13 protein-coding genes are annotated in these 13,193 nt (G+C 65.6%); 2 read left to right on the top strand and 11 right to left on the bottom strand.

Annotated features, from left to right (window positions below):
- Nucleotides 1–4: 4 nt before the first annotated feature.
- Nucleotides 5–1,447 (top strand): aromatic ring-hydroxylating oxygenase subunit alpha, encoded by a 1,443-nt coding sequence (locus AC3WS4_RS23775; RefSeq protein ID WP_492740653.1) that lies wholly within the window; start codon nt 5–7, stop codon nt 1,445–1,447.
- A gap of 297 nt (nt 1,448–1,744) precedes the next feature.
- Nucleotides 1,745–2,068 (top strand): hypothetical protein, encoded by a 324-nt coding sequence (locus tag AC3WS4_RS23770; protein WP_492740654.1) that lies wholly within the window; start codon nt 1,745–1,747, stop codon nt 2,066–2,068.
- Nucleotides 2,069–2,140: 72 nt separating this feature from the next.
- On the opposite strand, the gene AC3WS4_RS23765 is transcribed toward AC3WS4_RS23770, so the two are convergent.
- The 11 genes from AC3WS4_RS23765 to AC3WS4_RS23715 all read right to left on the bottom strand — a co-directional run bounded on the left by AC3WS4_RS23765 (nt 2,141) and on the right by AC3WS4_RS23715 (nt 13,191).
- Nucleotides 2,141–3,055, bottom strand: a complete 915-nt coding sequence (locus AC3WS4_RS23765; RefSeq protein ID WP_492740655.1) for an SDR family oxidoreductase — start codon at nt 3,053–3,055, stop codon at nt 2,141–2,143.
- On the bottom strand, nt 3,052–4,701 hold the full coding sequence (locus AC3WS4_RS23760) for an FAD-dependent oxidoreductase (protein ID WP_492740656.1): 1,650 nt from the start codon (nt 4,699–4,701) through the stop codon (nt 3,052–3,054). The genes AC3WS4_RS23765 and AC3WS4_RS23760 overlap by 4 nt, the downstream gene beginning before the upstream one ends.
- Nucleotides 4,702–4,704: 3 nt before the next feature.
- Nucleotides 4,705–5,097 (bottom strand): nuclear transport factor 2 family protein, encoded by a 393-nt coding sequence (locus AC3WS4_RS23755; protein WP_492740657.1) that lies wholly within the window; start codon nt 5,095–5,097, stop codon nt 4,705–4,707.
- The gene (locus AC3WS4_RS23750; RefSeq protein ID WP_056350414.1) at nt 5,094–5,324 is read right to left on the bottom strand and encodes a biotin/lipoyl-containing protein; all 231 of its coding nucleotides are present in this window, start codon (nt 5,322–5,324) and stop codon (nt 5,094–5,096) included. The genes AC3WS4_RS23755 and AC3WS4_RS23750 overlap by 4 nt, the downstream gene beginning before the upstream one ends.
- A 4-nt stretch (nt 5,325–5,328) precedes the next feature.
- Nucleotides 5,329–6,321, bottom strand: coding sequence for an alpha-ketoacid dehydrogenase subunit beta (locus AC3WS4_RS23745; RefSeq protein WP_492740658.1), 993 nt, complete (start codon nt 6,319–6,321; stop codon nt 5,329–5,331).
- Nucleotides 6,318–7,295: a thiamine pyrophosphate-dependent dehydrogenase E1 component subunit alpha gene (locus AC3WS4_RS23740; RefSeq protein ID WP_492740659.1), complete on the bottom strand. Its 978-nt coding sequence runs from the start codon at nt 7,293–7,295 to the stop codon at nt 6,318–6,320. Before AC3WS4_RS23740 ends, AC3WS4_RS23745 begins: the two co-directional genes overlap by 4 nt.
- Nucleotides 7,292–7,939, bottom strand: a complete 648-nt coding sequence (locus AC3WS4_RS23735) for a glutathione S-transferase family protein (protein WP_492740660.1) — start codon at nt 7,937–7,939, stop codon at nt 7,292–7,294. Before AC3WS4_RS23735 ends, AC3WS4_RS23740 begins: the two co-directional genes overlap by 4 nt.
- Nucleotides 7,940–7,949: 10 nt before the next feature.
- A complete protein-coding gene (locus AC3WS4_RS23730; protein WP_492740661.1) occupies nt 7,950–8,714 on the bottom strand; it encodes an SDR family NAD(P)-dependent oxidoreductase in 765 nt (254 codons plus the stop codon).
- 98 nt (nt 8,715–8,812) lie between these two features.
- A complete protein-coding gene (locus AC3WS4_RS23725) occupies nt 8,813–9,901 on the bottom strand; it encodes an NADH:flavin oxidoreductase (RefSeq protein WP_492740663.1) in 1,089 nt (362 codons plus the stop codon).
- A 39-nt stretch (nt 9,902–9,940) separates the two neighbouring features.
- Entirely contained in the window at nt 9,941–11,545 is a 1,605-nt protein-coding gene (locus tag AC3WS4_RS23720) for a flavin-containing monooxygenase (RefSeq protein WP_492740664.1), read from the bottom strand.
- A gap of 59 nt (nt 11,546–11,604) precedes the next feature.
- Nucleotides 11,605–13,191: an AMP-binding protein gene (locus AC3WS4_RS23715; RefSeq protein ID WP_492740665.1), complete on the bottom strand. Its 1,587-nt coding sequence runs from the start codon at nt 13,189–13,191 to the stop codon at nt 11,605–11,607.
- Nucleotides 13,192–13,193: the final 2 nt, after the last annotated feature.

Genomic DNA, 13,193 nt, shown 5'->3' with positions numbered 1-13,193 from the left:
ATCGATGAACGACCTCTCCCCTCCCCAGGCCCCGGACTTCGACGGCGACCGCGACCGCGACGACCGCTGCCCCGGCACCAGCTACACCGACATGCTCAGGGCCGATACGCGGCGCGTCCCCGACTATCTGTTCGCCGAATCGAACCAGGAGCTCGGCGACGACCCGATCGCGATCGAGCGTTATGTCAGCGACGATTGGGCGAAACTCGAGCGCGAAAAGATGTGGCCGAACATCTGGCAGTTCGCGGCGCGCGAAGAGGATATGCCGAACCCCGGCGACACCGTCGTCTATGACATCAACGAAAAGAGCATATTGCTCGTCCGCCAGAAGGACGGCTCCGTCAAAGCCTTCTACAATGTCTGCCTCCACCGCGGCCGCAAGCTGCGCACCGAGAGCGGCCCCGCGGTGAATCTGCGCTGCCCCTTCCACGGCTTTTCCTGGCACCACGACGGTCGCTTCAAGGAAGCGCCCTGCGCATGGGACTTCAAGCATCTCGACGACAAGGACATGAGCCTGCCCGAGCTGAAGGTCGAAAGCTGGCAGGGCTTCCTGCTCGTCACCGAGAACCACGACCTGCCGCCTTTCCGCGAATGGATCGGCCCCGGGGTCGAGCATTATGACAATTGGCGGCTCGACGAATGCCACACCGCCGCCTGGGTCGGCCGCGTCATCCCGGCCAATTGGAAAGCGGTCGCCGAGGCGTTCATGGAGGCGTGGCACAGCATCGTCACCCATCCGCAGATCCTCGGTTTCACCGCCGACGCGAACACCCGCTACGACCTCTATGGCGACTTCCTCAACCGCGCGATCACCCCGGCGGGCGCGATGTCGCCGCACATCAAGGGCAAGGACCAATTCTATGTCCTGAAGTCGCTCGAGGACTTCATCGGCGGCGGCGACAGCCGCGCGCGGCGCGCAACGGGCGATCCGACCGACCTCAAGGGCTTCGACGCCGACGATCCGATGCTCGCGCGCAAGGTTCTGGCGCAGGCGAACCGCGATGCTTTTGGCGCGATGAACGGGCATGATTATTCGGCCGCGACCGACAGCGAGATGCTCGACAATTTCACCTATAATGTCTTCCCCAACTGGTCGCCATGGGGCGGGCTGGTACCGAACATCGTCTATCGCTGGCGGCCTTGGGGCGACGCCGACCACAGCCTGATGGAAGTCCGCATCCTGATGCGCACGCCCAAGGGCGAGCAGGCCCCCAAATCGGCCCCGATGCACCTGATCCCCGACGACCAGCCCTTCGCCAGCGCCAGCCACCTGATCGGCGCCGCGCTCGCCGGGGTGTTCGACCAGGATATGGAAAACCTGCCCTATGTGCAGGAGGGCATGAAGTCCTCGCCCAACGGGGTGATCGAACTCGGCCATTATCAGGAAAGCCGCATCCGCCATTTCCAGCGCACGCTGGGGAAATATGTGGGCGGGCAATTGCCATAAAAAGGGTGCTCATATCTTTTGTTGCGAACCGGTGAAACGAGCGTGGGCTTTGGGGTGGGGAGCGGACATTTAGCCTTCTCCCCTTTAGGGGAGAGGGTTGGGAGAGGGGGACATCGTCACGCCCCTCTCAACTCCGGCTAGCCGGTAAACCGGCAAGCCTGCGTATCTCTCCCCTGAAGGGGAGAGAGCATTATTCCTTCCGCGGCAACCAACGCCCGAAAGCGGTCATCGCATGCGCATCGGTATCGAACGGTTGAAATAGGTAGAAACCGGACACTTCTAAATCTAAGCTGGCGCATGACGTTGATCGGTACAGCTTATCTGGTTTACCTGCCTACCCCGGCTTTCCGAGAGATTATGGCAGAATTTACCGAACCAGATGATTTCGGCTCCATATATTCCGTTCGGCAGGGCCATCCCGATCGACACTGCGCCCCTGGGCGAGCAGAGTTGAGCGCAGCCCATTGGTCGATGTTCCTGGCATTGTTGAAGGACGATTTCCCGGAATTGAGACAAACCGCATTGGCGCGTGGGTTCGACGCCTGTTGGGAGGTGCATTCTCTCGACATTCAGGCGGGTGAAGACGCTGTTGCCGATGCCAAAACCTTGCCAGCATACTGAGCGTCCGCAACCGGTCGAAAACAGTCGTTCCTTGAATTTGCAAGAGATCCAATCGCAAAAAAAAAAGCGGAACTACGCCTTCACCGCCGACCAGTCCTGCCGCGCCGCCCACTCCGCGAACGGCGTCGGCGTCACCCCGAGCAGCCGCGCCGCCGGCACCGCATCGAGCGCGACCGGCGACACCGGCTGGTCGTTGTACCAGCGATAGAATTTGGCCATCCCGTCATAAATGCTCGCCGGCTGGACCTCGCGCGAGCCGGTGACGAGTTCGCTCATCCGCGCCGCGAATTCGTCGGGCGACAGGCTTTGGAAGCGCACCGGGCGCCCCGCCGCGACGCTCAGCCGCTCGGCCACTTGGCCACCGACCAGCGCCTCGGGTCCGCCCACCGCGATCCGGTCGGCGACCAGATCCTCGTGGAGCAATGCCGACACCATATAGGCCGCGACATCCTCCAGGCAGACCCAGCTGATCTTCAGCGTCTCGGCCGCCGGATAGGCGAACACGCCGCTGTTGACGATCGCCGGGCGCGACCAGATGCGCGCGATATTGTCCATGAACACCATCGGTTCGATGATCACATAGGGCACGCCGCTGTCGTGGATCGCGCGCTCGATGTCGCGCCGCCCGTCGTGCGCCGACAGGCCCAGATCATGGTCGGCAACGAAGCAGCTGGTGTTGAAGACGATCTTCCCCAGCCCCGCCGCCCGCGCGGCCTCGGCGATATTGCGCCCCATCGTCGCGGCGCGGTCGCGGTCGAATTCGAACGGCAAATGCATCGCCAGCGCATCCTGGCCGCGAAAGGCGGCGGTCAGGCTCGCGACGTCGTACAGGTCGGCCGCGACCTCGGGTACATCGGAATGCGGCGTCGTCGCCATCGCGCCCGGCCGCCGCACGCCAGCGGTCGGTTCGAAGCCTCTCGCCTTGAGCGCCGTCAGCAAGGGAATCCCCTGATCGGCGGGCGCGCCGAGGACGATGATTTTCTTCATGCCACGCCCTCCAATTGCTTCGCCGACACGGTCGCTGCGTGGCGCCCGGCGAGGAAGCCGAACACCATGCCAGGCGCGATCGTTCCACCCGGGCCGCCGTAAGTCATGCCCATCGCCGAGGCCATGACATTGCCCGCGGCGTAAAGCCCCACAATCGGCCCGCCATCGACGCTCAGCACCTGTCCATGGACATCAGTCTGCGGCCCACCCTTGGTGCCTAGCGCCCCGCTCTTGATCTCTACCGCGAAGAAGGGGCCCTGGCCGATCGGCCCGAGCGTCGCGGCGGTCGAGCCGCGCCCGTCGGGGTCGCCCCACCATTGGTCGTGCGCCGCATCGCCGCGCCCGAAATCGGGATCACGACCCGTCGCACAATGACCATTGAACCGCTCGACCGTCGCTTCGAGCGCGTCGGGGTCGATCTCCAGCCGCGCCGCCAGTTCGGACAGACTCTCGGCGCGCATCGCCCATTGCGGCGGCGCGACGCCGCGCTCGCCGCTGATCATCCCGAAACCAAAGCGGTCGATATATTGCTGGTCGTAGATCAGCCAGCACGGCAGGTTCTTGTAATCGAACGCGCTGACGTCCTGATCGTGGAACGCCGCGCCGATCGCATTGTAATTCGCCGCCTCGTTGGTGAAGCGCCGCCCCGCGCGGTTGACCATGATCGAATGCGGCAGGCTGCGCTGCCCCGCGACTAGGGTCTTGCCGGTCGAACTTTCGCTCTCGGGCACCTCGGCGACCGGCATCCACCACGCTTCGCGCATATTGCCGAGCATCGCGCCGACGCGCATCGCCATCTTGAGCCCGTCGCCGGTGTTCGTCTTCGGGCTCAGCGGATGCGTCATCGGGCCGCGGATGAAGGCGCGGAGGAGGTCGGCGTCCCATTCGAAGCCGCCGGTGGCGAGGATCACCGCATCGGCCGCGACCTCGACCTCGCCGTCGGCGGTTTCGAATAGCACCCCGACGACCCGCTCGCCGTCCATCAGCAAACGCACCGCGCGATGCCCGGTCTGCGGCTCGATCCCGCGGTCGAGGCACGCGCGCAAGAGCCGCCCGACCAGCGCCTGTCCACTGCCGCGCAGGTCGCCGTCGATCCGGCGCTGCAACTCCTCGGGCGTCAGCGGCTGCGGCTTCGCCTGCCCGAGCGGCGTGTCGTAGATCGAGAAATGGGGCATCGGATAATAGGGTGAGAGCGTCACCTTCTCCGCCCACTCGCCCAGTTCGTGAAACGAATAGAGCGGGCAATCGAGCGACCGCCCGCCATTCGGCATCCCGCCCGGAAACTCGGCGTGATAGTCGGGAAATTCGGGGATCGGCCGGAACTGCACCGGGGTGTTCGCCTCGAGGAACGCGACCATCTCCGGCCCGTGGTCGAGAAACGCCTCGACCAGAGGCTGCTGCATCAGCCCATGCGACATCGACATCAGATAGGTCAGCGCCTTGTCGCGGCTGTCCTCGACCCCCAGCGTCGCCTCATGATGGTTGTTCGGAACCCAGATCATTCCGCCCGACCAGGCGGTCGTTCCCCCGACCTGATCGCCCTTTTCGAACAGCGACACCCGCGCGCCGGCATCATGCGCTGCAATCGCGGCGGTGAACCCCGCGCCGCCGGTACCGAGGACGATGACATGCGGCGCTTCGGCCATGGCTTATGCCTTCAATTGGCCGACTATGTCGGCCGTGTCGAAATAATGGATACGCATCGACGCCATCTTGCCGGCGTCGTCGAACGCGGTGACCTCGGCGATATGCGTCTCGAAGCGCTTGCCGCTCGATTTCGCGGTCACGGTGAAGTGGAGCAAGGCGACGGCATATTTTTCGCCCCCGACCAGTTCCTGCCATTTGACCACCGGATCGTCCCAATAACCCATGACATGCGTGTAGAGCCGTTGCAGCGCATCGCGCCCGCGCCATTCGCCGCCATAGGGCAGCGACGTGGGTTCATGGATGACGAAATCCTCGGCCATGAAATCGGCGACCGCATTCCAATCGCCTGCGTGCACCGCGTCGTACATCGCCTTGCTGGCTTCGAGCGGGGTCATTCGATCGTCCCGACCAGCGCGCCGACCGGATAGACTTCGCCCTCGACACCGATCGGGCGGATGATCCCCGCGACCTGCGCCTCGACCTCGACCGTCGTCTTGTCGGTTTCGACGGTATAGAGGATGTCGCCAACCTCGACGCGCTCGCCGTCGCCGAACATCCATTCGTTCAGCGTCATTTCGGTCGCCGACATGCCGACCTTCGGGATGCGCAATTCCTCCGCCATCGCCTCAGCCTTTCCAGTTCATCGCGGCGCGTACCGCATCGGCGATCTTATCCTTGTTCGGGATCCACGCCTGTTCGAGCGCATTCGCCATCGGCACCGCCGAAAACGCCCCGCCGATGCGCGTCACCGGCGCCTTCAGCTTGCCGAACAGCTTTTCATTGAGCCGCGAGGCGATCTCGGCGCCGGTGCCATATTGCTTCACCGCTTCGTGGAGCACGAGCGCGCGGCCGGTCTTTTCGACCGACGCCGTGACCGTCGCCTCGTCATACGGCGCGATGGTGCGCAGATCGATCACCTCGACCGAAATGCCCTCGCCCGCCAGACGCTCGGCGATTTCAAGCGCGTCGAGCACGGTGCGACCATAGGTGATGATCGAACAGTCGCTGCCCTCGCGCGTCACCGCCGCCTTGCCGAGCGGAACGAAGTGATTGGCGCCCGGATCGTCGGATTTCAGACCGTAACAGAGGATATTCTCGATGAAGATCACCGGGTCGTTGCACGCGATCGCGGCGCGCATCAGCCCCTGCGCATCGGCAGCGTTCGATGGGGTCACCACCTTCAGCCCCGGCACATGCGCGAACCACGCCTCGAGCATATCGCTATGCTGCCCGCCGAACCCGACCCCGACGCCGGTCGTGGTGCGCAGCACCAGCGGCACATGCGTCTGCCCGCCCGACATGAAGCGCAGCTTGGCGGCATGGTTGACGATCTGGTCCATCGCGACCGTCACGAAGTTCATCAGCATGATCTCGGCGATCGGGCGGAAGCCCGCAAGCGCCGCGCCGACGCACGCGCCGACGATCGCCTGCTCCGAAATCGGCGTCGCGCGGACGCGGTTCTCGCCATATTTCTCGGTCAGCCCCGCCGATATCTTGAACACCCCGCCGCCCTGCTTCGCGGCGACATCCTCGCCGAGCAGGATCACGCCTTCATCCTCGGCCATCGCCTCGTCGATCGCGCGGTTGATCGCCTGCGTTACTGTGATCTGCGCGCTCATGCCGCAATCTCCTCTTCGAAGACATCCTTGCGGATTTCCTCCGGCCCCGGCAGCGGGCTGTTCGCCGCGAACTCGGCGGCGGCGTCCATCTGCGCGTCGAGATCGGCGACGATCGCGTCGAGCTCGGCCTCCGAAAACTGGTGGTCGAGCATCAACTGGCGGAGCCGCGGCAGCGGGTCCTCCGCCGCCATCTCGGCGAGATGCTCCTTCGGCATGTACGAGAAGTCGGCGCCGAAGAAATGCCCCATCATCCGGTAGCACATCGCCTCGATCAGCGTCGGCCCCTCGCCCGCGCGCGCGCGGTCGACCGCGGCCTTGGTGGTGTTGTACATGAGGATCGCGTCGTTGCCGTCGACCTTCACGCCCGCCATCCCATAGGCCTTGGCGCGGGTGACGATCGAATCGACCTTGGTGTGGTCGGCGAACGCGGTGTGCTCGCCGTAACGATTGTTCTGGCACAGGAAGATCACCGGCAGCTTCCACAGCTGCGCCATGTTCATCGCCTCGTGAAAGGCGCCGATATTGGTCGCGCCATCGCCGAAACAGACGATCGTCACCTTGCCGTCGCCACGGTTCTGCGACGCGAGCGCGAGGCCGTTGGCGATCGGCAATCCCGATCCGACGACACCCGTCGTCACCATCACCCCCGAGTCCGGATGGGTGATGTGCATCGACCCGCCCTTGCCGCGGCAGGTGCCGCCGACCTTGCCCGCGATCTCGGCGAACAGCGGGTTCAGCGGCACGCCCTTGGCGATCTGGTCGTGCTGGCCGCGATAGGTGGTGACGAGATAATCGTCCTGTTCGAGCGCCGCCATCGCCGCCGCCGACACCAGTTCCTGGCCGCGCACGGTGTAATAGATCACCGCGAGCTTGCCGGTCATCAGCAGCGAACGGAATTTCTCGTCGGCGCGCGCGACGCGCATCGTGCGGGTGTAGATATCGCGCAGCTTGTCGCGATCGATCGTCTCGGTCATGCGAATTCTCCGATGCCATATTGGGGGTTGGCGCTGGCGGCAGCGCTGGGGCGCGCCGCAACACGGTCGCGCCAGGCAGCAAGATTGGTCAGCGCCGGATCGAGCGGCTGCCCGACCATCGCGCCGAACTCGACGAAGCTGTAAAGCAAGATGTCGGCAAGGCTGAACCGCTCGCCCGCGAGCCACGGCCCCGCCCCGACGATCCGGTCGAGCTGCGCCAGCCCATCGGCGGCGAGCCGCTTCAGGTCCGCCGCCGCGTCGGGCAGGCAGAGCAGCCGACTCTGAAACATCGGCAACCCCTCGGCACCGCGAAAGCCCGCGGTCATCGGCACGACGACAAGCTGGTCGACGATCCGCACCAGCATCCGCGTCCGCCCGCGTTCCTCGGCTGTCGCGCCCAGCAGCGCATGACCGCCCAGCGTCTCGTCAAGATATTCGCAGATCGCAATGCTCTCGGCGATACACTGCCCATCGTCGAGTTCGAGCAAGGGCGTGTGCCCGAGCGGACTTTTCGCGCAGAAATCGGGTTGGCGGTTTTCGGCCGTCATGATGTCGACGAACCGGCGTTCGACCGCGACCCCCGTCTCGGCAAGGTACATCAGCACCACGCGCGGATTGGGGCCGAGCGACTGGTAAAGCTTCATTGCGCGCCCCTCAGAACTGGACGCGTTTGGTGAAACCGCCGTCGATGACGAGATGCGCGCCGGTCATGTACGGACAGGCGGGCGACGCCATGAACACGATCCCCTTCGCCACTTCCTCGGGTTCGCCGAAGCGGCCCATCGGCATTTGCGCCAGCGTGCCTTCATAGAGCGCCGGCACCGCCGACTTGATGACTTCCCAATTGCCGCCGGGATAATAGATCGCGCCGGGCGACACGATGTTGACGCGGATATTCTGCGCCGCGAGCGACTGGCTCAGCTGCGAGCCATAGGTGATCAGCGCCGCCTTCAGCGCGTTGAACGCCTGCGGCACGATGAAGGTCTCGACCGCGGCGGTCGACGACATGAAGATGATCGACCCCGACCCCGACGCCGCGAGCGCCTCGGTCAGCACTTCGACCCCGTGGACCGCGCCCATCACGTCCATGTCGAGTCCGCGCTGCCAGTCGCCGGTCGCACCCTGCCCCGACGAGCTCGCGGTATGGATGAAGATGTCGCAGCCGCCGAGCGTATCGCGCGCCTTCTCCAGCCAGGCGCGATAGCCATCGGGATTGCCGGTCATGTCGAACTGCTCGCCGAACACCTTGCCGGGCCCCGCGGCATCGATCGCCGCGACCGCCGCCGCGACCTTCTCGGCGTCGCGCGAGAAAAAGGCGACATCAGCGCCCTCGGCCGCGAAAATCTTGAGCGACGCCAGCCCCAGGCCGTGCGCGCCGCCGTTCATGATGACTTTCTTGCCCTTGAGACCCAGATCCATCGCATCCTCCTCTTGTGATTTTGAAGGGGAGAGTATCGCGGGGACCGACGGCAGGACATCAGCAAAAATGGGAGCGGCGAGTCATTCGCCTGCGGGGATTATCCCGCCACTTCCTCTTCGACGAATCCCGGCCAGCGCCGCATATAATGGACGAATTCGTCGCTCAGCCCTTCGCCGAGCAGGTGCGGCACCGACGCGGGCAGCGGCGGCGAGCGATAGGCCGGGTCGCGGCGAACGCGCTCGGGGAAGTCGTGGCGCAGGATGGCGGCGCGTCCGATGACGACGAAATCGCAACCGGCGTCGAGCACATCGCGCGCGTCTTCGGCGGTCATCACCTTGCCCGCGGCACCGAGGCGGACCGGGCCGCGCGGCAATTCGGCGAAATAGCTCAGCAGCGATCGCCCTTTCAGCCTGTCGTCCTCGGGTTCCTTGCGGGCATCCCACAGCGACATGTCGAGATAATCGATCTTGCCCCCGGCCATGACTTCCACCGCCACATCGCGGATTTCCTCGAGCACCAGCCCGAAGCGTTCGGGCGACAGGCGCAGGCCGAGCTGGAAATCGGGCCGGGTCGCGGCGCGGATGCCGTCGACGATCTCCAAGATGATGCGCGCGCGGTTTTCCAAGCTGCCGCCGTAATCGTCGGTGCGGCTGTTGGAGGCTGCCGAGAGGAACTCCGCGAGGATATAGCCATGGGCGCCGTGAATCTCGACGCCGTCGAACCCCGCACGATCGGCGCGCACCGCGCCCGCGATAAAATCGTCGCGCAGCGCCGCGACCTCGGCCTCGGTCAGCGCGCGCACGCCGCGGTCGGGCACCTCGGAGGGCGCGACCGGCACGTCCACCAGCACCGTGTCGGCGCGGCTGCCGGCATGGTGCAATTGCACCGACGATAGCGAACCCTTCGCCCGGATCGCGTCAGCGAGCACCGTCAGTCCCGCCACATGCTCCTCGCCGAAAACGCCGAGCTGCCCGGTGAAGCCCTGCCCCACCGGCTGCACATGCGCTGCCGCCGTCATCGTCAGCCCGAACCCGCCCGCGGCGCGCATCTCCAGCCACTTATGCTCGGCGTCCGACAAACGGCCGTCGGCATGGCTCTGCCGGTTGGTCAGCGGCGCGAGCATGAAGCGGTTTTTCATCGCGGGACCGCGCGAGAGCGACAGCGGTTCGAACAGCCGATCGGACAAACAGGAGGGACCTTTCCAGACGGGGACGCAGGGCGCCGGTTATCGCAGCGTGAAGCCCCGATAACCCTCGGCGGCCGCATCGGCGCAGATTTCGCGGTAGCGGCCAAGCCCGCCGATATAAACCGGGAATGTGCGCGGCTTGCCCGGCACATTGGCGCCGGTGTACCAGGTGTTGGCGGTCGGATAGAGCGACAGCGAGCCGAGCGTCGTCACCTTCTGCATCCAGCCATCCTCGGCGTCGGCATTCGCCTCGATCGACCTTATGCCCTCGCTGCGCATATGGGTGATGCAGTCGCACACCCAGTCGACATTCTGCTCGTTCAGAATGATGAAATTGGCGAGCGCCGAGGGACCGTTCGGCCCGGCGATGACGAACAGGTTCGGAAAACCCTCGATCATCAGGCCGAGGTGCGAGCGCCCGCCGTCGGCCCATTTGTCCCTGAGCGCGCGGCCGTCCTTGCCCTTGATGTCGATCGACAGCATCGCGCCGGTCAGCGCGTCGTAACCGATCGCGGCGATGATGATTTCGACCTCGACCTCGCCTTCGGCGGTGCGGATGCCCTTTTCGGTGATCTCGACGATCGGATGCTCGAGGCAATCCTTCAGCGTCACATTGTCGCGGTTATACGCCTCATAATAGCCGGTATCGAGGCATGGGCGCCGCGCGAAGATCGGGTAGCCGCGCGGGGTCAGCTTGCGCGCCGTTTCGGGGTCGTTCACCGTCTCGGCGATCTTGCCGCGCACGAATTCCGCCACGACCTCGTTCGCCTCGCGGTTGGTCAGCAGGTCGGAGAACAAGCCGAGGAACGACAGTCCGCTGTGCTGCCAGGCGTCCTCCATCAGCTTTTCTGATTCGGCCGGGGTCACGCTGAACACCGGGCGGTGGGTGATCGGGCGGACGCCGCCGGTCAGCGAGTGGCGCGCCGCGGCGCGCAGCCCCGGATAATGCGCCTTGATATGCGCGACATAATCCGCGTCGAGTTTGCGGTTGCGCATCGGCAAAGTGAAGCTCGGCGTGCGCTGATAGACGGTAAGATGCGCGGCCTGTTCGGCGACGACGGGCACGATCTGGATGCCCGACGATCCGGTGCCGATCACCGCGACGCGTTTGCCCTTGAGGTCGACGTCGTGGTGCGGCCATTTGCCCGACAGATAGAGCTCGCCCTTGAACTTCGCGGCGCCGGGAATGTCGACCTGCTTGGGCACCGACAGCGGCCCCGTCGCCATCAGGCAATAATTCGCTTCGTAGACGACCCCGCAATCGGTCTCGATGCGCCACAGCGCAGCCTCTTCGTCATATTGCACCGCGGTCGCGCGCGTCTCGAAGCTGATGTCGCGCTTCAGGTCGAGCTTGTCGGCGACGAAGCGCGCGTAGGAGAGGATTTCGGGCTGCGCCGCGAACTGCTCGCTCCACGTCCACTCCTGCTGGATCTCGTCCGAAAAGGAGTAGCTGTAATCGATGCTCATCACGTCGCAGCGCGCGCCGGGATAGCGGTTCCAGTACCAGGTGCCACCGACATCGTCGCCCGCCTCGATCAGATGCACGTCGAGCCCCATGCCGCGCGTGCGGTGCAGCGCGTACATGCCGCCAAAACCCGCGCCGATGATCAGCGCGTCGAGACGGCGGGGAGAGGTTGCGCTCATATTTTCAGCCTGTTGCATGATAGTCTTTCCGGGGATTCTTGTATCGGGTGCGGCGCGGGTCAGCCCGCGTCGGCGAGCTGCGCGCGCGCGATGTCCATCCCCGTGCGATAGTCGCTCTTGCCGCTCGCATGACGCGGCAGCACGGCGACGCGGATGATGGTGCGCGGCTGCTTGTAGGCGGCGAGGTCGCGCGACAGCGCGGCGCGCAGCGCCTCGTCGTCGGGGGCTTCGCCCGCTTCGACCAGCGCGGTGACGACGCTGCCCCATTTGGGATCGGGCAGCCCGAACACCATCGCGTCGGCGATGCCGTCGACGCGCTTCAGCGCCTCCTCGACCTCTTCGACAAAGACCTTTTCGCCGCCGGTGTTGATGCACATGCTGCCGCGGCCGAGCAGGCGCAGCCGCCCGTCGGGCAGCCGCTCGGCCATGTCGCCGGGAACCGCATAGGGCTGGCCGTCGATGATGCGATAGACGCTCGCGGTCTTCTCGGGATCGCCATGATAGCCCGCGCCAAAGGGCGGGCGCCGCGCGAGCCAGCCCGATCCGACCTCGTCGTCGCCGAGCACGCGGGTGCCGTCCTGATCGACGATCACCGTCTGCGGCCCCGGCTCGAACAGCCCGGTCGGCGTCGCGCGATCCTTGTTGGTGATCGCATAGCCGAAACCCGAGGCTTCCGACGCGCCGAGAATGTCGAGCAAAGTGAGCTGCGGCAGCGCCTCGAGCAAAGCGCCCTTCACCTGCTCGGACCACATCAGCCCCGCCGACGAGATCAGCCGCAGCGCGCTCAAATCCCAGCGCCCCGGATTGGCGAGCAATGTGTCGGCCATCGGGCGGGCAAAGGCGTCGCCGACGATCAGGATGCGGGTGACGCCGTGGCGCGCCGCCTCGCTCCACAATTCCTCGGCGCTGAAGCGGTCCGACGGTAGCAGCACGGCGGTGCCGCCGACGAGCAATTCGGCGAGCGAACTGTTGAGCCCCGCGCCATGCATCAGTGGACAGGCGGGCATGACGCGGCCTGCCGCATCCTTCAGCACCTGCGCGACATGGTCGTCCATGCTTGCGGGCGTGGTGACGGCGACCGGCGATTCGAGCTGCGAGCGCCGCGCATCGGCCGAACGCCACATCACGCCCTTGGGCCGCCCCGTGGTGCCGCCAGTGTAGAGCAAATAGCCGTCGTCGGGCGAACGCGCGATGCCCAGCGGCGACGCGTCGCCCTCCGCCACGATGCCGTCATAGGCCCCGTCGCTGCCGATCTGCACGGCATAGGTCAGATGGTCGATCGCGCCGCCGATCAGCGATGCGACGACCGGCCCGAACTCGTCCTGATAGAATAGCCCCGCCGCCTGACAGTCACGCAGCACATATTCGATCTCGGACGTCGTGTAGCGATAGTTGAGATTGACGTGGGTCAGCCGCGCCTTGAACGCCGCGGCCGCGATCTCGATGAACTCGGGGATGTTGCGCGCCAGGATCGCGATGCGGGCGCCCGCGGGCAATCCCGCCGCCAGCATCGCGCGCGCCAGCCGGTTGGTGCGGGCGTCGAAATCCGCCCAGTTGGTGACATGGTCGCCGCGAATGATCGCCGGGCGGTCGCCGGGCACATGCGCCGCGGTCGCGTCGAGCAGGTCGCCGAAATTCCAGTCCATGA

The organism is Sphingopyxis sp. EU05-FHT14B03 (genome assembly GCF_058790875.1).
The sequence above is the reverse complement of the archived record's forward strand: the minus strand, read 5'-3'. Positions and strand labels throughout refer to the sequence as shown.

Coding starts and splice junctions, on each gene's coding strand:
- AC3WS4_RS23735 (WP_492740660.1), bottom strand. CDS start 7,939: ATGAAGCTTTACCAGTCGCTCGGCCCCAATCCGCGCGTGGTGCTGATG.
- AC3WS4_RS23720 (WP_492740664.1), bottom strand. CDS start 11,545: ATGAGCGCAACCTCTCCCCGCCGTCTCGACGCGCTGATCATCGGCGCG.
- AC3WS4_RS23730 (WP_492740661.1), bottom strand. CDS start 8,714: ATGGATCTGGGTCTCAAGGGCAAGAAAGTCATCATGAACGGCGGCGCG.
- AC3WS4_RS23760 (WP_492740656.1), bottom strand. CDS start 4,701: ATGGCCGAAGCGCCGCATGTCATCGTCCTCGGTACCGGCGGCGCGGGG.
- AC3WS4_RS23740 (WP_492740659.1), bottom strand. CDS start 7,295: ATGACCGAGACGATCGATCGCGACAAGCTGCGCGATATCTACACCCGC.
- AC3WS4_RS23745 (WP_492740658.1), bottom strand. CDS start 6,321: ATGAGCGCGCAGATCACAGTAACGCAGGCGATCAACCGCGCGATCGAC.
- AC3WS4_RS23775 (WP_492740653.1), top strand. CDS start 5: ATGAACGACCTCTCCCCTCCCCAGGCCCCGGACTTCGACGGCGACCGC.
- AC3WS4_RS23755 (WP_492740657.1), bottom strand. CDS start 5,097: ATGACCCCGCTCGAAGCCAGCAAGGCGATGTACGACGCGGTGCACGCA.
- AC3WS4_RS23770 (WP_492740654.1), top strand. CDS start 1,745: ATGACGTTGATCGGTACAGCTTATCTGGTTTACCTGCCTACCCCGGCT.
- AC3WS4_RS23715 (WP_492740665.1), bottom strand. CDS start 13,191: ATGGACTGGAATTTCGGCGACCTGCTCGACGCGACCGCGGCGCATGTG.
- AC3WS4_RS23750 (WP_056350414.1), bottom strand. CDS start 5,324: ATGGCGGAGGAATTGCGCATCCCGAAGGTCGGCATGTCGGCGACCGAA.
- AC3WS4_RS23765 (WP_492740655.1), bottom strand. CDS start 3,055: ATGAAGAAAATCATCGTCCTCGGCGCGCCCGCCGATCAGGGGATTCCC.